This window comes from Gluconobacter sp. NFX36, from assembly GCF_049887835.1.
GTDB classification, from domain to species: domain Bacteria; phylum Pseudomonadota; class Alphaproteobacteria; order Acetobacterales; family Acetobacteraceae; genus Gluconobacter; species Gluconobacter japonicus_A.
The window spans coordinates 57,008-76,610 of record NZ_JAGEKJ010000005.1 but is presented as its reverse complement, the minus strand read 5'-3'; the positions used below and the strand labels follow the sequence as shown (position 1 = coordinate 76,610).

Annotated in this window: 16 protein-coding genes; 7 read left to right on the top strand and 9 right to left on the bottom strand. The window is 49.7% G+C overall.

The genetic code is table 11. The features are described 5' to 3' along the window. Positions 1-210 precede the first annotated feature (210 nt). Positions 211-1,077: a TSUP family transporter gene (locus J4P41_RS06585; RefSeq protein WP_426066504.1), complete on the top strand. Its 867-nt coding sequence runs from the start codon at positions 211-213 to the stop codon at positions 1,075-1,077. A gap of 396 nt (positions 1,078-1,473) precedes the next feature. Here the strand turns inward: J4P41_RS06585 and J4P41_RS06580 are convergent, their stop codons facing one another. Genes J4P41_RS06580 through J4P41_RS06570 form a run of 3 tightly spaced genes read right to left on the bottom strand, consistent with a single transcriptional unit; the run spans position 1,474 to position 5,639 of the window. Next, positions 1,474-2,133, bottom strand: coding sequence for a methionine ABC transporter permease (locus J4P41_RS06580; RefSeq protein WP_211568912.1), 660 nt, complete (start codon positions 2,131-2,133; stop codon positions 1,474-1,476). Then, complete coding sequence (locus J4P41_RS06575) at positions 2,114-3,157, bottom strand: methionine ABC transporter ATP-binding protein (protein ID WP_426066503.1); 1,044 nt, start codon at positions 3,155-3,157, stop codon at positions 2,114-2,116. Before J4P41_RS06575 ends, J4P41_RS06580 begins: the two co-directional genes overlap by 20 nt. Positions 3,158-3,182: 25 nt before the next feature. Next, entirely contained in the window at positions 3,183-5,639 is a 2,457-nt protein-coding gene (locus J4P41_RS06570; protein ID WP_426066502.1) for a TonB-dependent receptor plug domain-containing protein, read from the bottom strand. 190 nt (positions 5,640-5,829) lie between these two features. Here J4P41_RS06570 and J4P41_RS06565 point away from each other — a divergent pair, with 190 nt between their 5' ends. From J4P41_RS06565 to mgrA, 3 genes are read left to right on the top strand one after another with little or no spacing between them, the layout of a single operon-like run. Next, the gene (locus tag J4P41_RS06565) at positions 5,830-6,873 is read left to right on the top strand and encodes an isopenicillin N synthase family dioxygenase (RefSeq protein WP_034880119.1); all 1,044 of its coding nucleotides are present in this window, start codon (positions 5,830-5,832) and stop codon (positions 6,871-6,873) included. After that, on the top strand, positions 6,866-7,708 hold the full coding sequence (locus tag J4P41_RS06560) for a MetQ/NlpA family ABC transporter substrate-binding protein (RefSeq protein WP_023942076.1): 843 nt from the start codon (positions 6,866-6,868) through the stop codon (positions 7,706-7,708). Before J4P41_RS06565 ends, J4P41_RS06560 begins: the two co-directional genes overlap by 8 nt. A 42-nt stretch (positions 7,709-7,750) precedes the next feature. Beyond that, on the top strand, positions 7,751-8,773 hold the full coding sequence (mgrA, locus tag J4P41_RS06555; protein ID WP_426066501.1) for an L-glyceraldehyde 3-phosphate reductase: 1,023 nt from the start codon (positions 7,751-7,753) through the stop codon (positions 8,771-8,773). Positions 8,774-9,026: 253 nt separating this feature from the next. Here mgrA and J4P41_RS06550 read toward each other — a convergent pair whose 3' ends face one another. After that, complete coding sequence (locus J4P41_RS06550; RefSeq protein WP_426066500.1) at positions 9,027-9,989, bottom strand: GlxA family transcriptional regulator; 963 nt, start codon at positions 9,987-9,989, stop codon at positions 9,027-9,029. Between the two features lie 158 nt (positions 9,990-10,147). Between J4P41_RS06550 and J4P41_RS06545 the strand changes: the two genes are divergently transcribed. Further along, positions 10,148-10,807 carry an HD domain-containing protein gene (locus J4P41_RS06545; RefSeq protein WP_426066499.1) on the top strand — a complete coding sequence of 220 codons (660 nt, stop codon included), beginning with the start codon at positions 10,148-10,150 and terminating at the stop codon, positions 10,805-10,807. 95 nt (positions 10,808-10,902) lie between these two features. On the opposite strand, the gene J4P41_RS06540 is transcribed toward J4P41_RS06545, so the two are convergent. Further along, the gene (locus J4P41_RS06540; protein ID WP_426066498.1) at positions 10,903-11,925 is read right to left on the bottom strand and encodes an LLM class flavin-dependent oxidoreductase; all 1,023 of its coding nucleotides are present in this window, start codon (positions 11,923-11,925) and stop codon (positions 10,903-10,905) included. Positions 11,926-11,949: 24 nt separating this feature from the next. Beyond that, entirely contained in the window at positions 11,950-12,333 is a 384-nt protein-coding gene (locus J4P41_RS06535) for a DoxX family protein (protein ID WP_426066497.1), read from the bottom strand. 94 nt (positions 12,334-12,427) lie between these two features. Between J4P41_RS06535 and J4P41_RS06530 the strand changes: the two genes are divergently transcribed. After that, a complete protein-coding gene (locus J4P41_RS06530) occupies positions 12,428-13,318 on the top strand; it encodes a LysR family transcriptional regulator (RefSeq protein WP_426066496.1) in 891 nt (296 codons plus the stop codon). Positions 13,319-13,515: 197 nt separating this feature from the next. Here J4P41_RS06530 and J4P41_RS06525 read toward each other — a convergent pair whose 3' ends face one another. The 3 genes from J4P41_RS06525 to J4P41_RS06515 all read right to left on the bottom strand — a co-directional run bounded on the left by J4P41_RS06525 (position 13,516) and on the right by J4P41_RS06515 (position 17,071). Continuing rightward, on the bottom strand, positions 13,516-14,688 hold the full coding sequence (locus tag J4P41_RS06525) for a serine hydrolase domain-containing protein (RefSeq protein WP_426066495.1): 1,173 nt from the start codon (positions 14,686-14,688) through the stop codon (positions 13,516-13,518). 109 nt (positions 14,689-14,797) lie between these two features. Next, positions 14,798-16,174: a methyl-accepting chemotaxis protein gene (locus J4P41_RS06520; protein WP_426066494.1), complete on the bottom strand. Its 1,377-nt coding sequence runs from the start codon at positions 16,172-16,174 to the stop codon at positions 14,798-14,800. 132 nt (positions 16,175-16,306) lie between these two features. Then, a complete protein-coding gene (locus J4P41_RS06515; RefSeq protein ID WP_426066493.1) occupies positions 16,307-17,071 on the bottom strand; it encodes a GntR family transcriptional regulator in 765 nt (254 codons plus the stop codon). Between the two features lie 177 nt (positions 17,072-17,248). On the opposite strand from J4P41_RS06515, the gene J4P41_RS06510 reads away from it, so the two are divergent. After that, the gene (locus tag J4P41_RS06510; RefSeq protein WP_426066492.1) at positions 17,249-19,600 is read left to right on the top strand and encodes a TonB-dependent receptor; all 2,352 of its coding nucleotides are present in this window, start codon (positions 17,249-17,251) and stop codon (positions 19,598-19,600) included. The last annotated feature ends 3 nt before the right edge of the window (positions 19,601-19,603 follow it).

Below are 19,603 nucleotides of genomic sequence, written 5' to 3'. Positions count from 1 at the left end.
TGACGGACGTAGTCACCAACCGTCAGGACGTTGCGTCAATTCACAGACGCGCAGTTCATCCCCGACGCTGCCTTCGTTGATAGAAGGCGGTATGGATATGGATTAACCCGAAGATGTTGACACAGTGGCTCAGGAGCCAGACAGTCGAGGATTGGAAGGTTGGCCCTAAAAAGTTCCTGCTCAATAATCGTGACGGAAACCGAGGAAGCCATGGCGGCCGCTTTTCGTCGGAATACGTTCCATCTCCCTTGCCCGACGACACTTCAGATCAGGCTTTTGTTCGTTATGCATTTTACACTGGAAACTCTTTTCTTCCTGATCTCAACCGCCTTTGTCGCAGGCTGCATTGATGCTCTGGCAGGTGGCGGAGGTCTTCTCACCATCCCCGCCCTGATGGCAGCCGGTATCCCTCCTGTCTCGGCACTGGCTACCAACAAGCTTCAGAGTAGTATCGGGACCTTCTCGGCGTTCCTGGCCTTTCTCAAAGCCGGACATGTCGATATCTCTCAGTTTACTCTGCCGGCGGTGGGCGCTTTTCTTGGGTCTCTGGCGGGCGCCACGGCCGTTCAGTTCATCAACCCGGTGTTTCTGTCTGCCATTGTGCCGCTGCTGCTCGTAGGCATGGCTATCTATTTTCTGTTGGCACCACCCATGAGTGCGATGGATCGGCAGGCTCGCCTGAACCGTTGGGGCATTACCGCCTGCATCACAGCCGTAGGTTTTTATGATGGTTTTTTCGGTCCTGGCGCCGGGTCGTTCCTGACAACCGTTCTGGTTGCCTTTGCCGGTCTTGGACTGGTCCGTGCCATTGCCAATACCAAGTTCCTCAACCTTCTGACCAATCTTGCGGGCCTGACCGCCATGATTGCCGGAGGAAAGGTCTTATGGCTTCTTGGCTTTGGTATGGCGGGAGCTAACATTCTGGGTAATCAGGTGGGTGCGTGGCTTGCCATGCGTTTTGGTGGCAAAGGGCTCCGGCCCTTACTGGTCGTCATGTCGCTAGCTTTGACCATCAAATTGCTGGCCAATCCCGATAATCCATTGTGGCAAATCATCCCGCGATATTTGAGCTACTGAAGGTCTCCTAAGTGCTTAGCCCCGGAATTTGATGGGGTGGTGCTTTCACGTGAGTGGAAGGAAGTGGATGTGTCGCACGCGCACGCTCTATGATGTGCAATTAGTAGTAATCAGAACAGGGCTTCAACAAATGTCTAATATTATAACCTTATATAAGACATTGAGATGTTGATATCAAAATATAAATAAATTTTAAACAATAATCTTCTTTAGGTTTAGTAATAAAAGTATATTTTATATAATATTTTTCGGGCCAATCTATGGAAGGTCGCATAAATGACCTTTCTCAGTCACTACGTTGTCAATTCATTGGATTGCGATTTACGTGCTTTCTCCCAATGGCCAGCCAGTGAGTCACATCACGCGACTCACTTAGTGAGTTAACAGGACCTGCGACTAGGAGGTAGACGTTCTCAAGCGTGCAGAAACGGTATTTCCGGCGATTTGGACGACAATTGTCAGTATGACAAGAATACTCACGACCCATAGCATCATGACAGTATTGAATCTTTGATATCCATACCTGATGGCAAGGTCTCCCAATCCTCCCGCTCCAACGACCCCTGCCATGGCTGAAGCGCTGATCAGGGTAACCAGTGTTACTGTCAATCCAGAAACCAAGCCCGGCAAAGCTTCCGGGATGAGGACGGAACGTACAATTTTAGTCCGTGTTGCTCCCATTGCGCGAATGGCATCAATCAATTCTGGATCAACGTCCTTTAGTGACACTTCTGCAATACGCGCGAAATAAGGAATGGCCGTAATCGAAAGAGGCACAATGGCGGCGGCGGTACCCAGCGCAGTGCCTACAAGAAAGCGCGTAAACGGGATAAGGATTACTAGTAGAATAATAAACGGAACTGCTCGTGTCAGATCTATTACAAAGCCCAGGGCCCGACCGATAGGTCGAATGGGCCATAAGCCGCCTGGGCGTGTGATGGTTAGAAGAATGGCGAGAGGCAGGCCAAAAAGAACAGCTATCCCCGCAGACGCAAAAACCATTTCAAGCGTTGCCAGCGTTGCTCTGAAAAACAACTCAAAGATCTGATGACGCATATCCAATGACCTCCACTTCTTCCACGTTTTGCGATAGCCATTGGATCGCTTGTTCATGATTGCAAGATAAACTCAGCACAAGCGTGTCGCGCCGTTCGGGGGACTTTCCGTGAATGTCTGCTTGTAAAATGACGGCCGTAACGCCAAAAATTCGATAGAGATCTGCCAGCAGCGCTGATGATAAATCACCCCGGCTGCTGCCGAGACGCAAAACTGCCACAGTCCCGGGAGTGGCTCCGTTTGTCATGAGTGGAAGTACATGATCAGGAAGAGATACCGGATCATCGTTGATAAAAGATTTAGTTAAAGCGTGACGGGCCTGCCCTCTGGCAAGAGCCTCCGTTGAAATATCTTCAGCAATAGCTCCCTGATCAAGAACGAGTACTCGATGAGCAAGGCGGCGTATAACATCCATCTCATGCGTAATAAGAATGATTGTGACGCCTACCTCTCTGTTAATTTTTTCCAGGAGGGCAAGAATTGAAGCCGTGGCTTCTGGGTCTAGTGCAGATGTTGCTTCATCACACAGGAGAATAGCCGGACTTCCTGCAAGGGCTCTCGCTATTCCAACTCTCTGCTTCTGGCCTCCAGAAAGCTGTGCAGGATACTTGAGTTCATGACCTTCAAGGCCAACCAGCTTCATAAGCTTCTGTATGCGATGAGGGCGTTCCTTTTTGTGAACGCCCAGAATTTCAAGGGCAAGAGAAATATTTCCAGTGACTGTTCTGGATTGCAGAAGATTGAAGCCCTGAAAGACAAGGCCAATACGCTGTCGAAGGGCAAGAAGGTCTTTCTCTTTAAGTTCATTCAGATCCTGACCTTCGATAAGGACTCTGCCTGAATCTGGAACTTCCGCGCCATTCAGGCAGCGAAGGAGTGTCGTTTTCCCTGCCCCGGAGCGTCCAATAATTCCGACAATTTCGCCTTCCCGAACAGAGAAACTCACGTTCTCAAGCGCAGTATGCCCTTCAAAACCTTTGGAAAGATTTTCAATTTTTAATATTTCACTCGTTTTGTCAGGCATACAGGCTTTCTGAATATTCTGGATTTTAAAGCGTCAGGTCGGCGCGCAGGTAGTAGAAGCCTCCCTCTTCAGAGAGTTGCTGGCTGAGTGTATCATAAAGATTGTTGTTATAGTCTGCTGTAAAGGAAGGCACCCGACTTGGATGGGCATTCCCTACGTTATTACCTCCAAGAGCGAGGTGAAGCTGAGGAAGAACCTGATAGCCGACTTCAAGATTGGTTACGAAACGTGGGCGATTGATCTGATGATAGAAATCCGTTGTCGAGAAGGCGTTGCTGCCGGAGACAAACGTCAGGTTGGATGTCGTGTGACCATAGCGGATTTCATGCACAGCCACATTCCACTTACCACGATGCCAGATCCCGCCAAAAATCAGCTTATTGGCAGGATTTTCCGTTGACATCAAGCTGATCTGCTGTGCGTTCAGAACGGGCGTCCCTTCCCCGGTCCGGGCAATGTCTTTTACATTTGTATGATTGAAGTTAACCGCAGCGTCCCAGTCCACTTTTCCATATTGGCCAAAATCTGAAGAATAACGCGCCGTGATATCAAGACCCGTTGTTCGTGTATTGGCGCCATTTGTGAAATAATTTGTGCTGACAGCGGATTCATCTCCGGCAAAGCCTGAGGTATTCACGCCTGCTGCGGCATATGCTTCAACTGCACGCGCGCCCGAAGCATACCCTCCGTCAACAATACGATGTTTGATGTAGATCGTATAACCATCAATATTGATATGGAGTCGAGGAATTGGGTTCAGGATCATCCCCACACTAAAATTTGTGGATGTTTCCGGTTTGAGGCCAGGAGAGCCTAGCGCACGTGCGGCAGCCGAATTGGCTGCAATCTGTCCCGTCGCATAATTGGGGCTGGAGATGAACGCTGCGAAATTCTGCTCTGCAAGAGTGGGGGCGCGAAATCCGGTACTCGCTGTTCCTCGGAAACCAATATAGCGATTAATATCATAGCGTGTGGAAATCTTGCCCGTCCGAGCATTTCCGACGTCGTTATAATGTTCAAAGCGACCTGCAAGGTCTACTCGCCACTGTTTGACAATCTGTGTTGAAAAATCGACGTATGCTGCCGCCACATGCCTGGCTGCATTCACTGCGTCCTCAGGTGTTTCGCCCTGATACCCCTGTGCGCCACTCAAATAATACGACAAAGGTTCCCCTGCTCCAATTGAGTATGTATCCCGGCGATACTCTCCACCAAACGCAATATTCAGGGGGCTGTAGAGGAAAGGAATGTCGACACCACGTCGAATGTCGAGATTATTTGTCCATTGTTGATTGGAGTAATTGCCAAGATAAAAACGGGATGGAGAATATCCTGTTTCCTTATAAGCATCAGCATTGGCCGAATTGTAATCAGCCAGTGTGTCATGATCTCCGCCGATTGTGGAACTTAGATCCCAGTCAAATCCATAAAGTCTTTTTCCACGAAATCCTAGCGTGAAACCATAATCATTTTCAGGCATTGTCTCAACAGGCTCAAAACCATTTGGATACATTCCCGAGAGCCCGTCAGCGGCTGTTGTACTTGGAGCACGGAGAAAGGCCCAACGTTCTGCATCCCGGTGCGTAAACGTTCCGAAGCCATAAAGCTCTATGCTGTCTGTCAGATGATAACCAAAATTCGCTTCGATTGACTCTCGTGTGACCTGAGGCTGACCTGTTGCCAGATCATTGTTTTTACCGGTCCGGGGATCAATGCCGGTTCTCTGAGTTCGATCCTGATGTTTGAATTCTGCGCTGATATTCAGATACCCGCGCCGCCCTAGTTTGAAGCCTGCATTCAAGTTTTCTCCTGTCGTGAAACCATCTCCCGCGGCATAGCCACCGTTTGTGGCTTGCATATGAATGCCGTGATTATTGGATTTCAGAATGACATTGATAACACCCGCGATAGCGTCCGATCCGTACTGAGCGGCGGCTCCATCCTGTAGGATTTCAATGTGATCAATGGCAGAAATGGGCAGCATATCCAAGTCAACAGGCGTTGTTCCCTGTTGCGACGAAGCGTCTACTGCAATTGCTGCTGTCGTGTGCCGTCTTTTGCCATTTACAAGAACCAGAGTCTGGTCGGCGTTCAGTCCTCGCAAACTGAGTGCATCGATCACTGATCCTTGATCCGAACCATTTACTTCCCGGCTGATCGAAGGCGATAGCTGAACAAGCGCTTCGCGAATGTCTGTCATTCCAGTCGCGCGAAGCTGATTGCCGCCAATGATCGTAATCGGGCTTACACTTCTCGCTGCTGTCTGGGACGGATCACGCGTTCCTGTCACAATCACCTGTTCAGGCTCTTCAGAACGCACACTGCTCGTACTGGTTACAGACGCAGGCTTTTTGACGAAATCCTCCTTTTTAAGCGGCTTTTCTGCCTCCGGGTTATCTTGATCCAGCTTATTTCCAGCCGCGACCGCCGTAGAGAACGAAAGGCTGACCAAAAGTGGCGCCAAGATATAACCACTACGCATAATAGTTCTTTCTAGGAAAAATATCCATATCCGATTATGTCATAGTGTTTTTGGAGTCAAACAATGTGTTGTGTGTGGATTTAATATATAATGCGATTTATGATGGCGATATGTACGGTTGGCCTGCTTGTGTGGGCCGCCTCAAACCGGCTTTGCTTTTAGATAGTCGTAGTTGAAAGTGATCAAACGCATGACGCAGAAGCACCTTTCCCTGCCCACCATCGACCTGTCACTTTGGAAAGATCAGCAAGCGCCAGATAATGTCTTCCTAAGTTCTCTCAGAAACGCGGCACACGAATACGGATTTTTCTATCTGAAAGGTCATGGGATTCCATTGGATCTGAATGCTGCTCTCATGACGCAGGCAAAGAATTTTTTCTCTTTGCCGCTTGCTCAGAAAGAGCAGATTGCGATGATCAATTCCCCTCATTTCAGGGGGTATAATCATGCAGGTCGTGAAATCACGCGCGGCAAAGCAGATTGGCGTGAACAACTGGATATAGGTCCAGAGAGATCAGCCCTTCAGGATCTTGAGAACAAACCTGCTTATCTCCGCCTTCAAGGCCCTAACCAATGGCCGGCCACACTTCCGTCTTTCAAAGAGACTGTTCTTCTGTGGCAGGAAAAGGTTTTGAATGTTCTGAGGCGCCTATTGGAAGCTCTCGCTTTATCCCTGGGGCAGGATGCAACAGCTTTTCATCCTGTCGTCAGGGATACACCTTATCAACTTTTGAAACTTATCCATTATCCCAGTCAGCCTGACGATGGAGGGAGACAGGGAGTTGGTGCCCATAAAGATAGTGACCTGTTGTCTCTGATTCTTCAGGACAATCAAGGAGGCCTTGAGGTGGAACTGGAGAACGGGGAATGGATTCAGGCTTCTCCGCAATCAGGCACATTCATTGTCAATATCGGAGAACTTCTGGAAGTCGCGTCAAGTGGGTATTTCAAAGCCGCAATTCACCGTGTTATTAGCCCCTCTTCTGGACGAGACAGGCTGTCCGCTGCGTTTTTCCTTGGGGCACAACTTGATGCTACGATGCCGACGCTTCCTTTGTCGGAGAGCCTAACAAGGGCTAATAGCGGTATTACTCAGGATCCCGAAAATCCCCTGTTTTCCCAGATCGGGCAAAACACCCTCAAAGGGCGCCTGCGTTCTCATCCAGACGTCGCAGCCCGCCATTATAATGACCTTGTTTCTGCTGTTCCGTCGAAAGATCTGCATCATGCGTAAGCGACTAACCAATCTTTCTGCCGCCGCAAATAACAATTCCCTTGGACGGCGTAAACTTCTGATGCTGCTGGCTGCCACACCAGTAATTGTGTCGTCAGCAAAAGCACAATCAAAGCCTGTTCGTGTTGGCATTCTGTCAGGGGAAGACGAAGATATCTGGCGCATTGTCCAGGATAATGCACGTTCAGAAGGGCTGACGATCGAGGTCGTGACTTTTTCTGAAGGCAATCCGATCAATGCAGCCTTGGCGGCCGGAGATCTGGATGCCAATGCATTTCAGCACGGACCGTATCTTCGGGCTCAGAACGCTGCCCTTGGATCTCATATCGTTCCGGTCGGGAATACTTACTTTGCCCCGATCGGGTTTTATTCAAAAAAATGGAAAACGCTGTCGGCGATCCCGGACGGCGCGACCATTGGCGTTCCTGCCGACCCCACAAACGAGGGACGTGCTTTGAAGCTGCTTCAGTCTCTGGGGTTGCTTAAAATTTCTTCTGATGCAGGCGACATGCCAACAGTCCTTGATATCGCCGAAAACCCAAAAAATCTGTCTATCAAAGAGTTGGACGACCCTGTTCTGGCACGCTCTCTGGCTGATCTGGATGCTGGCGTGGTGATTACAGAATGGGCTTATAAAGCGGGGATCAACCTCACGTCAGAGCGGTTGGCACGTGAAAGTATGGACAATAATCCGTATATCAATTTTATCGCCGTTAACGAGCCGGATGCCCATGCGGCATGGGTCCAGCCTTTAGTGCATGCATTTCAGAAACCGAACGTCCGCGCGAAGCTGCTTGAAGCCTATCATGGAGCCATCATACCATCCTGGACGTGATTTTCGCGTCTTCTGCAATCAAGAAAACAAGGATTTTACAGCATGACATGGTCTCCCTCCCCTTCCCGCTACGAGCACGCTCTTTTTCGCCGTTCAGGTCAGTCGGGTTTGAAGCTTCCTCTCATTTCTGTGGGTTTGTGGCATAATTTCGGAGGGGTAGACGTTTTCGAGACTGGCCGCTCGGTTATTCGTAGAGCATTTGATCGGGGTGTTACACATTTCGATCTCGCGAATAATTATGGACCACCTTACGGATCAGCCGAAGAAAATTTTGGCGAAATCCTTCGTCGGGATTTCAGAGCCTATCGTGATGAAATGATCATCTCGTCCAAAGCCGGATGGGATATGTGGCCAGGGCCCTACGGAAATGGAGGCTCTCGCAAATATCTGCTGGCTTCTCTTGATCAGAGTCTCAAGCGCATGGGACTCGAATACGTGGATATCTTCTATTCCCACCGTCCAACACTTGATGTTCCTTTGGAAGAAACCATTGGAGCGCTTGTTCAGATGCACCGCCAAGGCAAGGCACTCTATGTTGGGATATCGTCTTACGGTCCTGAGCGAACCCAGCAGGCGGCTGAAATTCTTAAACGCGAAGGTGTTCCTCTCCTTATCCATCAGCCGTCGTATTCCCTCTTGAATCGCTGGGTAGAGGTTAAACTTCTGGATACGCTGGAAGCTCTTGGTGTCGGCTGTATTGCCTTTTCTCCTTTGGCTCAGGGTCTTTTGACTAACAAATACCTGAACGGTGTTCCTGAGGGCTCCAGAGCTTCGACGGGGTCTTCCTTCTCTCAGGAAATGTTGACAGAAGAGAACTTGTCTCACGTTCGTGCATTGAATGAAATTGCTCAAAAAAGAGGTCAAAGTCTGGCGCAAATGGCAATTGCGTGGGTTTTGCGTGATGAACGCATAACATCAGCGTTGATTGGCGCAAAAAACGTTCAGCAATTGGATGACTCTCTGGATTCTCTAAAAAACCTAACTTTTAGTTCTGAAGAACTGGCGAAAATTGATCACTATGCCAAAGAAGGAAAAATTGATCTGTGGCGTGATTTGTCAAAATAGAAAATTTTATTCCGATTAATGGAAGTATTATCGAAGTATATAGGTCTTATGTGCTTCAAGCTCTGGCTGTGAATGCCAGAGCAAAGGGGGGCGAGATATTGCTTGGGACGCTGCTGGTAAAAGAGAGCATTTTCGACTGAATAACCTTCTGGCGGCAATCTGTTTGCGATGATCAACGCCGCATTAATGCGTCACCGGCTTCGACACTAATTTCAGAGATGGAAATACTCGCTTCTGACTTTCCAAAATAGTACTAAGTCCGTTCACGGTATGCTCTGCGTAAAGCCTGAGGTGGTTGAGCATACACACGGAGGAATGCGCGACGCATACGCTCAAGATCGCCGAAGCCAATGCGTAAAGCGATCTGATCGAGAGGTTCATTCGTATTTTGAATACGTGGCAGAGCGGCGTCACACCGGATACGCTCAACGGCGCGGGCAGGTGTTTCTCCTGTTTCTGTAACGAACTGTCGTGCAAACTGCCGCGGGCTAATGCCTGCAAATTCTGCCAGCCGTTCTACCTGTAATTGTTCCTGTAGATGCAAACGAATGTACGCAATGACGTTGCGAATACGTCCAGGAGGAGGCTCCAGATCAAGAAGTGTGGAAAACTGAGATTGGCCACCAGTACGGCGATGATAAACCACAAGCTCTCTTGCGACAGCTTTAGAAATCTCAATTCCAAAATCCTCCTCAATCAGAGCCAAGGCAAGATCGATGCCAGCCGTAATGCCAGCAGAAGTCCAGATCGCACCATCACGGATGAAAATGCGATCTGCTTCGACTTTTAAAGAGGGATAATGGCGCTGGAGAACTGCCGTATGTCGCCAATGTGTTGTTGCGCGGCGCCCGTTAAGAAGACTTGCTGCTGCCAACAAAAATGTCCCGGTGCAAACACTGGCACTCCGCCCCGCTTGACTTGCCATCCTGCGAACGAGAGCAACTACATCGCCGCAATCTGTAAAAATCTCAATATTGGGAGCCCCTACGACCACAATCGTATCGGAATACTTGGGAACAGAAGGTTCGGTGGTTTCAATTTTTACACCTGATGAACTCTGGATCAGCCCACCAGAAACAGAGACGATCCGGATATCATAGCCAGTTTCATGATAATCGCGCGCCAGATTGAAGGCGCAAAGAGGGCCGCTGAGGTCGAGTAGCTCAAACCCTGGAAACACAATGAACCATATGATGGGAGAGAGATGAGAAGCCAAAATTTATAACTCCATGGCAGAATAAGAGGACTCTATGTCATTTCTGCCGTCAGGATCCGGGAATATGATCATAACGTTACGGTGGGCCAGCTGAAGAATTCTGCGGCGCCTCATAATGGTTCTTTGGGCCTATTTCTTCAATGAGAGGAGATAATATCATGATAGATACGTTTCGATCCGGAACGAGCATCAATGGAATTGAGGTTCCGGACTCTGTTCTTGGACGTGCGATTACTGAATTTATTCGCGATACTGAAAGCGAGCTACTCTTCAACCATTCAAGCCGGGTCTATTTTTTTGGCGCTCTGGCTGGGCAACAGCGCGAACTGATCTTTAGTTCAGAACTCCTGTACGCTGCAGCAATGTTTCATGACATAGGGCTGATGCCTTCTCACAGCAGTAAAAATCTGCGATTTGAAGTCGATGGTGCAAACGCTGCAAGAGATTTTTTGCAAAGTTATAAAGTCGATCCCTCGGATATCGAAAAAGTCTGGACCGGCATTGCTCTTCACACAACACCAGGCGTGCCTGAATTCATGCACCCGGTGATTGCACTAACCACTGCCGGGGTCGAAATGGATGTTCTTGGTCTGACATACGACCAGTATTCTGATGCGGTTCGCGACGCCGTCGTAACGGCTTTTCCTCGGACGCCTCATTTCAAGGAAGACATTATACAGGCATTTTATGAAGGTATCCGACATAAGCCAGAAACAACTTTTGGGAATGTTAAGGCTGACGTCATATCTGATAAAGAACCGTATTTTCACAAAGGTAATTTCTGCTCTATTATACGCGGATCATGCTGGAAATCTTGATTATTACCTGTGGATATTGAATCCACAGGTAACTATTCTCATTTATCTTAGTGTGTTTCCTGATAATGGTTTCTGTAATAATTGATTATTAAATACTATCGTAATAACGGTGAGACTTTTTGACCTAACAGATTAATACCACGCAATTGCGCATCATGATCGTTGGCAATCATGCTAAGTTGGAAGGTCAATCGATCAATGCCTCCCAATGCCTGAGCGGCGACTTTAGCCTTTTCTGCTACCCGGGACGGATTACCGATCAATAATACGCCGTTCGGACCCACTTCATGCATGTAGCGCTCACGCGTTGCCGGTGGACCTCCGCGTTCTAGTGCCATCTTGCTGGCCATATGATGCCAGCCTGGCCAGAGGGCTTCGATGGCCTCTTCGTTAGTATCAGCAACATACCCAAAAGTATGGATGCCGACTTTCAGTGCTTCAGGTGGATGGCCTGCTCTTCGGCCTGCTTCCCGGTAGAGATCGACAAGTGGGCGGAAACGGCTATGTGCTCCTCCGATAATTGCTATCATCAGCGGCAATCCAAGGAGGCCGGCCCGTATGAAAGACTGCGGCGTACCGCCGACACCCAGCCATATCGGTAAGGCTTTTTGAAGAGGTCGAGGGAAAATGCCTCCGCCAGTCAACGGTGCACGAAACCGCCCTTTCCAGTGAGGGTGGGTTTGAGATCGTACCTGCAGCAACAAGTCCAGCTTTTCTGCAAAAACGTCGTCATAATCATTCTGTGTAACGCCGAATAGACCATGAGCTTCCTTGAACGACCCTCGTCCAACAATGACTTCTGCACGTCCTTGCGAAATAAGATCGAGCGTTGCAAAATCCTGAAATAAGCGCACAGGATCAACTGCACTGAGAACAGAAACGGCACTGGTCAGACGGATGTTCTTGGTGCGCGCTGCGGCTGCGGCGAGGATTACGGCTGGCGAAGCATCGATGAATTCTGCTCGGTGGTGTTCGCCAATCCCAAAAATGTCCAGACCTGCCTTATCAGCAACATCAATTTCTTCCAGAAGCCGTTCCATACGTTGTGTTGGTGACGGTACAACGCCGGTCGTCAGGTTCGGAATGATAATAGCAAAGCTATCAATTCCTATTTCCATTGTGCGTCTCCTCGTCGCGTTAGATTAGCGCAAGCGTGCGATTTGTTCGCGCTCCAGCCAGGCCAAAACCAGCGCGAGTGTCAGCAATATCACCGCTCCGGCTGGATTGGAGTGCAGGATGAATAGATGGGTCAACAACGCAAAGAACATAGTGGCAGCCAACCACAGCGCTCCCAAAACCGTCACGCCGGAAATGAATAGGGCCACTACTCCTGCGATTTCGAGGAATGCCGTGACATAGCGAAACCATTGGCCAAGACCGATCTGGTCAAAGACCTGCACCATCATTGAAACACCGGCAAGCTTGGAACTGGCTGCCGCTAAAAATGCAGCAGCTAATAGGATACGTAAAACCCATGAAGCGATCATTGTCTTCTTTTCAGGTGTTACAGGCGAACTGGTTGTCATGAAGGATCTCCAAGTTGATTGGCATCCGTCATAATTCTTGCAAAATCATCTAAAAACCCTATGTTTCTATATATAATCTATCGGATAAATAGATATGTTAGATGGTATTACGCTTGATCAGATCAGAACTTTTCTTGCGGCGACCGATGAAGGAAGTTTTTCCGCTGCGGGTCGCAGACTTGGTCGTGCCCAGTCAGTTGTGAGCCAGACATTAGCAAATCTCGAAGGCCAACTAGGGTTGTTGTTGTTCGACCGGACCAATCATAAACCGGTTCTGACCGACCACGGAAAAGCCCTCCTGGAAAAAGCACGAGCCGTGGTAAATTCTATGGATGGCTTCAAGGCACGTGCAAAAAGCATGACTGAAGGTGTAGAATCGGAATTAGCTATCGTGGTGGATGTTATGTTTCCAATCGAGCGTCTGGCGATGGCTGTTGTTGCATTTCGTGACGCATTTACGGATGTTCCTCTGCGCGTTCATGTGGAAGCTCTCGGCGCTGTCTTGCAACCAGTAATCGATGGGCATTGTGCGTTTGGTATTATGGGGTCGCTACCCGTGGCCCCCAATGACATGACGACCGAAGCGCTGTCTTCGGAGGAAATGATCATGGTGGCTGCGCCCGGGCATCCGCTTAGCGCGATTCAGGGACTAATCCCTACGAGCGCGCTGGCAAATCATACTCAACTCATCCTTACCGACCGTAGCCCTCTTTCAGAAGGCCGACACTTCGGCATTATGTCTTCCAAGCGTTGGCATCTGGCGGATCTCGGGGCCAAACTTGCATTTCTGCGCGCAGGACTTGGCTGGGGTAGTATGCCTCATTCGATGGTCGAGGCAGATTTGAAAATGGGTACCTTGACCCGGCTTCAGCTTGCTGGGGGGCAAGCTGCATTTATGATGCCAATGTTGGCCGTGTATTGTGCTGATAGTTTGCCCGGGCCGGCCGGACGATGGCTTATCGAAAAGCTCAAGCAGGCAGAATAATTTACGTTAGACCGGCATTAATCCATTAGACGTATGTCATCCTTGTAGATAGAGAGGCCAAAAACTCGTTTTCGGAAGACAGGAAGATTTCTAATTTCTGTTATTTCTAACTAATGAAGTGATCCAATGGATCGTCTATCCTAAAGTTATAGTAATGAGGATAAACTATACAAATTTGAATATTTTTGGGTCCTTACTCAAGCGTGTGGCATCAGTCCTAAATCACGGGCTGCTTCTGTTGCAATGTCATGGCGTAGCTTGACAATACTGTGCCCACCAGACGGATGCACACGGTTTGTGAGAATTAGCACGTAACTGTCACTGTCCGGATCAATCCAAAGCGATGTCCCTGTGAAGCCTGTATGGCCAAAAGAATGAGGTGAGAAAATATCGCCTCTGGGCGTCGAATAATGTGTTGAGATGTCCCAGCCAAGTCCACGCAAATCAGCCTTTTCTGCGGGTTGCTGAGGCGTGACCATGAGTAGAAGGGTCTCGCGCGTTAGTGGGAATGCACTTGGACGTCCTGCCAGTCGATCAAGCAATGCCTGTGCATAGATGCACATGTCATGAGCGTCTGAGAAAAGCCCTGCATGACCTGCTACCCCTCCCATTCTTCGTGCTGTTGGATCGTGAACAACGCCTCGTAAAAGAACATTTTTCTCATCGTATTGCGTAGGAGCAATCATCGACTTTAACGACGTATCTGGAAGGTAGCCGGACTGCATCATTCCAAGCGGTAACAAAATATTTTTACTAACGTAGTCATTAAGAGCAAGGCCGCTTGTTTTTTCGACGATCAGGCCAAGGGTAATGAAATTAATATCACTATAAACAAATTTTTCACCTGGAGGATTGTTCAGAGGAGAAACCATGACCCGGCGGATTGCCTCTGATTTTCCATTCCATGGATCTTCCAGTGGGAGGTCTGCTGGCAGACCGGAATAATGTGTCAGGAGCAAGCGAAGAGTAATGCTGCTTTTGCCATTGGCCTCAAATGCAGGAAGATAACGGACAACAGGATCATCAAGATGTAAATCTCCCCGCTCCACCAGTTGCATGACAGCCAGAGCCGTCATGGTTGGCTTGGTCAGGGATGCCATGTCAAAATGAGTTTCCCATGTCATCGGTTCCTGCCGAGGGACTAATGTTCGCTTGCCATAGACATATCTATGAACAACTTGTTCATCATGACCGATGGCGACAACCGCTCCTGGAGCTTCACCATTCTTTACGGCTGCTCGGACCAGACGATCAACGTCAGAGAACTGGGAATATGATGGGCGGGCACATGCTGCAACTACCGAGCAGGTCAGTGTCATGCTGCCCGTCAGGAAAGCTCTCCTTCCTGAACCTTTTCGATGCAACACCATAGGGCTTAGTCTCTCCAGCTTTTACTTCTTACGGTTCCGGAAGAAACAGTAAGACTAACGGGGTTGCGTTGAAGTGCAAGCGTTGATGACAGAGAAAAACCAGGAATTTTTAGGAATGATGGGAGCGGTATTTGAAGTGTCCCACTACCTGATGAAGCTGTTGTGCTTCTTGCTTGAGGTTGTGACTGGCTGTTGTGGTTTCTTCAACCATAGCAGCATTATGCTGTGTTGCCTGATCCATCGCACCGATCCGGGTATTGATACATGAAAGGCTTGCAGCCTGATCGGCTGCTGCCGAGGAAATACCTTCAACTAGAGACGTAATACGGCCCACATTGGTCGTGATGGCGCTGATGGCCTGATTGGCCTGAGCCACTAACCCTACCCCTTCAGCGACCTTTGTGCCAGAAACAGAAATAAGAGCACGAATTTCTTTTGCAGACGTGGCGGAACGGTGAGCAAGATTGCGAATTTCGGTAGCCACAACTGAAAATCCCGCCCCTGCCTCTCCTGCACGCGCTGCCTCAATTCCGGCATTGAGAGCAAGAAGGTTTGTCTGAAACGCCATTTCTTCCATCAGGCCAATTGTTGCCCCCACCTTTCCAGACGATGCTTTGATGCCCTCCATGGCATTATTCGCCAGGCGCATGACTTCTGTCACCGCGACAGCTTCGTCTCGTGCGCCTGATGCAGCCAGTCTGACATCTTGTACAGCCTGGGCGGTTTCCTGAACGGTGGCTGTGACTGAACTGACGGCCGTTGCTGCTTCAGCAAGATTGGCAGCCTGTTGCTCTGTCCGGGCTGCGAGATCATCCGCTGCCGACGATATTTCCGCCGTTCCACTAGCGATGACAGAAGCACCATCCGCAATTTGCTCTACAGATATGCGGTAATTGGTGATCAAAGCGTTGAAGTTGATCCGAAAATCCTCGAATTTTTCCTGAAACGGTTCCGGAAACGAGAATGTCAGGTCGCCGGTTTTGACAATCTCCATACCTGCACAGATCTGCTCAATTGTGTCGCTCTGAATCTGACGGATGCGGTTACTGTCTTCTGAAAGGCGTATCTGCGTCTGAGCGGCTTCACGGGCTTCTCTTGTAGCGTTTTCCTGCGCTTTGATACGATGCTGACTGCTGTCTATGAATTTAAGAAGGGATTTTGCGAGCCGACCTGCGTCGTCAAACCGGTCTCCGTAAGGAACGCGGGATTCGAAATCGCCATCTGCAACCTTTTCAGTTGCGTCGGTGATTCGTTCAAACGGAACAGCAATGATGCGAATTGCAAAACTGCCGATCACCAATGTCAGGATGATCTGAAGCAGGACGCCGCAAAGCTGCGCGATAATCTGTGCCCCTTCGTAGTGAACAAGAAATCTCTTGCACACTTCATCCACAACAAATTGCACGGCAGAAACGACGAGAAGGGCCGTGATGATGACCCGAAGTTTCTGTCGGATCGGAGCTTTCGTTTCAATCCAACGGAGCAAGGGAAGATCTCCCGAAAATATAATGGCAGCCGTATATGGGTCAGCACGGCTTCCAGAACCCGGAAGAAATCTAGAGACAGTTTCTTAATTTATCCTGAATGGATCAGGCAGATTTTTTATCATGCAGAGGGATTAAAGGGCTCCTTCGCTGAGCATTTCTCCTTCTGCAGTGATGCGGAAATCTGCCGTGCCTTCAGTGACCAGGAGGCGGCTGTATTCGCATGCGCCCTGTCCCACGCAGGTGGTTACCCGCTTTATACGCATCAATGCTGTACCAGTATCCACTTTGAGCCATTCGGCAACATCCTGAGAAGCTCGGGAGAGGCCAATGGAAACATCGGCATGGCTGATTCGAAATTTGAATATGTCCTGCAGGATCGAGGTAGACGTTGTGCGTCCCGCCAGTTCCGGTGTGACCATTCTGGCAAGTGACCCTGGATAGAAAACTTCCGTCACACCCAGAGGTCCCTGCTCGGAACGATAACCTCGCCGGATAAAAAGAGCGTCATCCTTCAGGGACAATGCCTTTGCAACTTCTTCGGGTGGTTGTCTCATCCTATAATCCAGAAGGGTCATTTCAGGGCTTAAACCCTTGCCCGCCAGGATTTCAAAAAAGGAATGAATGGTCTGCTGTCGGCCTGGTCGATGCAGTGCTCCGACAAATGTGCCTCGCCCGTGCTGGCGAACAACGACATCCCGTTCCGCAAGGTAGGAAAGGGCCTGCCGAACGGTAATACGGCTCACCCCATACATCTGGCACAGCTCTGCCTCTGAAGGCAGGCGATCCATGAAGCGACTGTCCTTTCCGATTAGCCCGGAAATATGGTGCCCCACCTGAAGATAGAGAGGGGTTGGACCATTCGGATCCAGATCTGACGAAAAGACAGCATGAGGCATAAAGAAAAAATCCGGGGAACGTTTCACTTTTGGATTGAACGAAGATCGCTGAGGCGGTAGTAGGACGTCTTATAACAACTTAATACGTCTTTGCCGATTCATGTGTCGTCTCCTTGTCTGGCCCATGAGGCATCTGTGTCACTTCGGGCGTCTCCGTATCGTTTGAGAGCTTCTTCCATGCGCGCTTCGACCTTCCTGAGTACAGCCGTTATCGGCAATCTGTTCTGTGTGGTAGCCTACGCCGCCCCTGTTGCAGATACAAAACACGCTGCGGAGAAACGGCATTCTCCCTCCCCTCGCAAGAGTATAAAAGCTGCACAGTCACGACCGGAGGTTATCCGTGTCGCGGCGGAATCAGTAGCCGGCGGCCGTATGGTCCCGCAGAATGGCACCAAATCCCGTAGCGAAATTACTCAGGCGTATATCGCTAAACAGGCCCCTACCCCGAATGTCTTCAAGCTTCTTGGCAATCTTCCGGGAGCCAATGTTGCGAGCGCCGATCCATTCGGGATGGTGAGCGGCAATATGACGATCCGGGGCATGAACAGCGATCAGATCGGCTTCACGGTTGAAGGCGCTCCCCTGAACGACATTGGTTCGTACATGGCCTTCCCAACGGAATGGGTAGATTCTGAAAACCTCAACGAAGTGACGATGCAGCAGGGTTCCGCCAATCTTGATTCGCCAGTGATCGGTGCATCAGGGGGCATCGTGACAATGAACCTGATCGATCCCTCCCATAAAATGGGTGCGACCATCGCCGGATCATTCGGCTCATACAACACCCATCGTGAATATGTGCGCCTTCAGAGTGGTGACATTGGTAATACGGGGATGCGCGCCTTTGTAGCCTGGTCCCATCTGGAAGAGCCGCATTTCCGTGGTGCCGGCGACGACCATAAACAGCATGTTGACGCCAAACTGGTAAAAGACTGGACGAATGGCAGCCGCAGCACAGTCGCCGTAACGTTCGATGATTCCATGAAGGTCGCCTATCTCAACCCAAGCCTGTCAGCCTGGCAAAAATATGGGCGTGGAGCAAACTATACGGAAGCCTTTTCCCCGACAGACACGAAATATTGGAAACTTCATCAAAGTCCGTATCGCGTTCTTATCCTGAGTGCGCCTCAAAATATTGTTGTGAATGACAAGTTAGGGTTTGATTTCACACCATATTTCTATTGGAACTCGGGTACGATCGCTTCCGCATCTCTGCTTTCTGAAAATTCCATTTATTCAGGAACGCAGAAATACAGCATCGATCTGAATGGAAATGGCACCACGACCGATAAGGTCATGATGTACACGCCATTTGGAACGCCGTACGTGTATCGCCCAGGACTTGTCTCCAAGGTTCATTATACCGTGGGGCGTCACACGCTTGTTTTTGGTTACTGGTTCGATTGGTCCCGTCAACGGATGGTCAATCCTTACAGCGCTGTGGGAGAAAATGGTGGCCCTGCGAATGTGTGGGGCTATCTGGGGAATGTTAAGCTGTCAGACGGAACGCGGCTGGCCAGCTATGACAATCTGACGATCACGCGTGTTAATACCCTGTTCTTCGGCGATACATTTAATGCGCTGCATAACCGTCTGCGTGTGGAAGCCGGAATCAAGGAATCCATGGTGACGCGTATCGGCTACAACTATCTGCCGGGCGCACAGTATCGCACGAGCATGAATGCAGCCGTTGCGACCCCCAATCTGGGCGCGCGTTATCGGATCGACAGCCACAATCAGGTTTTCGCCGATGTCGCGACCAATTTCCGCACCCCGACCCTGAATGCGCTTTACAACACATACAGTGCTTCCACGGGTAAAGTAGCAACGCTGGCCAATCCGTCCCAGAAGACGGAGTATTCCATTTCCGAAGAGTTGGGTTATCGCTATCAGGGCGATGTCCTGAACGGTTCCATCACGTTCTTCAATTACAACTTCACGAACCGTCAGGTCTCCACGCAGGTCACGATCAACAACGCGCAGATTACCCAGAACATCAATGCAGGTGGTCAGACGTCTCGGGGTGTTGATGTAGAGCTGGGTCTTCGCCCTTGGCATCATTTGCGTCCTTACGTCTCCGCTGAATACCTGCATGCGACGATCGATAACAACTATCAGGTCGGCTCAGATTACCTGCGGACTGCCGGCAAGACTGCTGTTCGTAGCCCAAATGTTCAGGCATCCGTTGGACTGGATTATGATGACGGAACCTATTTCGCGGGTTTTGCCGTCAAGTATGTCGGCCGCCAGTTCTCGACGTTCATGAACGACCAGGCCATGCCGGGGTATGTGAACGCTGACATGAATTTCGGGTATCGTGCGCCAAAGATCTTCCATACGCATCCGGAAATCAGGCTGAACCTCATGAATGTTGGCAATAACAAGTATCTTTCTGGTGTGGCCGGTGTTGCTGCGTCTTCAAGGGCATCGCAGGGCGTCTATGGTAGCACCATCGCAGCTCAGGGCTCCCCGACTTATTATGTTGCTGGCAGCTTTGCGGCGCTTGTAACCGCTAAGATTGATCTCTGAGCA

What these genes read in the sequence shown, in the direction of transcription:
- J4P41_RS06515 (WP_426066493.1), bottom strand. Translation starts at nt 17,071, where the DNA reads ATGCCTCATGCTGTCTTTTCGTCAGATCTGGATCCGAATGGTCCAACC.
- J4P41_RS06565 (WP_034880119.1), top strand. Translation starts at nt 5,830, where the DNA reads ATGACGCAGAAGCACCTTTCCCTGCCCACCATCGACCTGTCACTTTGG.
- J4P41_RS06575 (WP_426066503.1), bottom strand. Translation starts at nt 3,157, where the DNA reads ATGCCTGACAAAACGAGTGAAATATTAAAAATTGAAAATCTTTCCAAA.
- J4P41_RS06580 (WP_211568912.1), bottom strand. Translation starts at nt 2,133, where the DNA reads ATGCGTCATCAGATCTTTGAGTTGTTTTTCAGAGCAACGCTGGCAACG.
- J4P41_RS06570 (WP_426066502.1), bottom strand. Translation starts at nt 5,639, where the DNA reads ATGCGTAGTGGTTATATCTTGGCGCCACTTTTGGTCAGCCTTTCGTTC.
- J4P41_RS06535 (WP_426066497.1), bottom strand. Translation starts at nt 12,333, where the DNA reads ATGACAACCAGTTCGCCTGTAACACCTGAAAAGAAGACAATGATCGCT.
- J4P41_RS06560 (WP_023942076.1), top strand. Translation starts at nt 6,866, where the DNA reads ATGCGTAAGCGACTAACCAATCTTTCTGCCGCCGCAAATAACAATTCC.
- mgrA (WP_426066501.1), top strand. Translation starts at nt 7,751, where the DNA reads ATGACATGGTCTCCCTCCCCTTCCCGCTACGAGCACGCTCTTTTTCGC.
- J4P41_RS06510 (WP_426066492.1), top strand. Translation starts at nt 17,249, where the DNA reads ATGCGCGCTTCGACCTTCCTGAGTACAGCCGTTATCGGCAATCTGTTC.
- J4P41_RS06585 (WP_426066504.1), top strand. Translation starts at nt 211, where the DNA reads ATGGCGGCCGCTTTTCGTCGGAATACGTTCCATCTCCCTTGCCCGACG.
- J4P41_RS06525 (WP_426066495.1), bottom strand. Translation starts at nt 14,688, where the DNA reads ATGGTGTTGCATCGAAAAGGTTCAGGAAGGAGAGCTTTCCTGACGGGC.
- J4P41_RS06545 (WP_426066499.1), top strand. Translation starts at nt 10,148, where the DNA reads ATGATAGATACGTTTCGATCCGGAACGAGCATCAATGGAATTGAGGTT.
- J4P41_RS06540 (WP_426066498.1), bottom strand. Translation starts at nt 11,925, where the DNA reads ATGGAAATAGGAATTGATAGCTTTGCTATTATCATTCCGAACCTGACG.
- J4P41_RS06530 (WP_426066496.1), top strand. Translation starts at nt 12,428, where the DNA reads ATGTTAGATGGTATTACGCTTGATCAGATCAGAACTTTTCTTGCGGCG.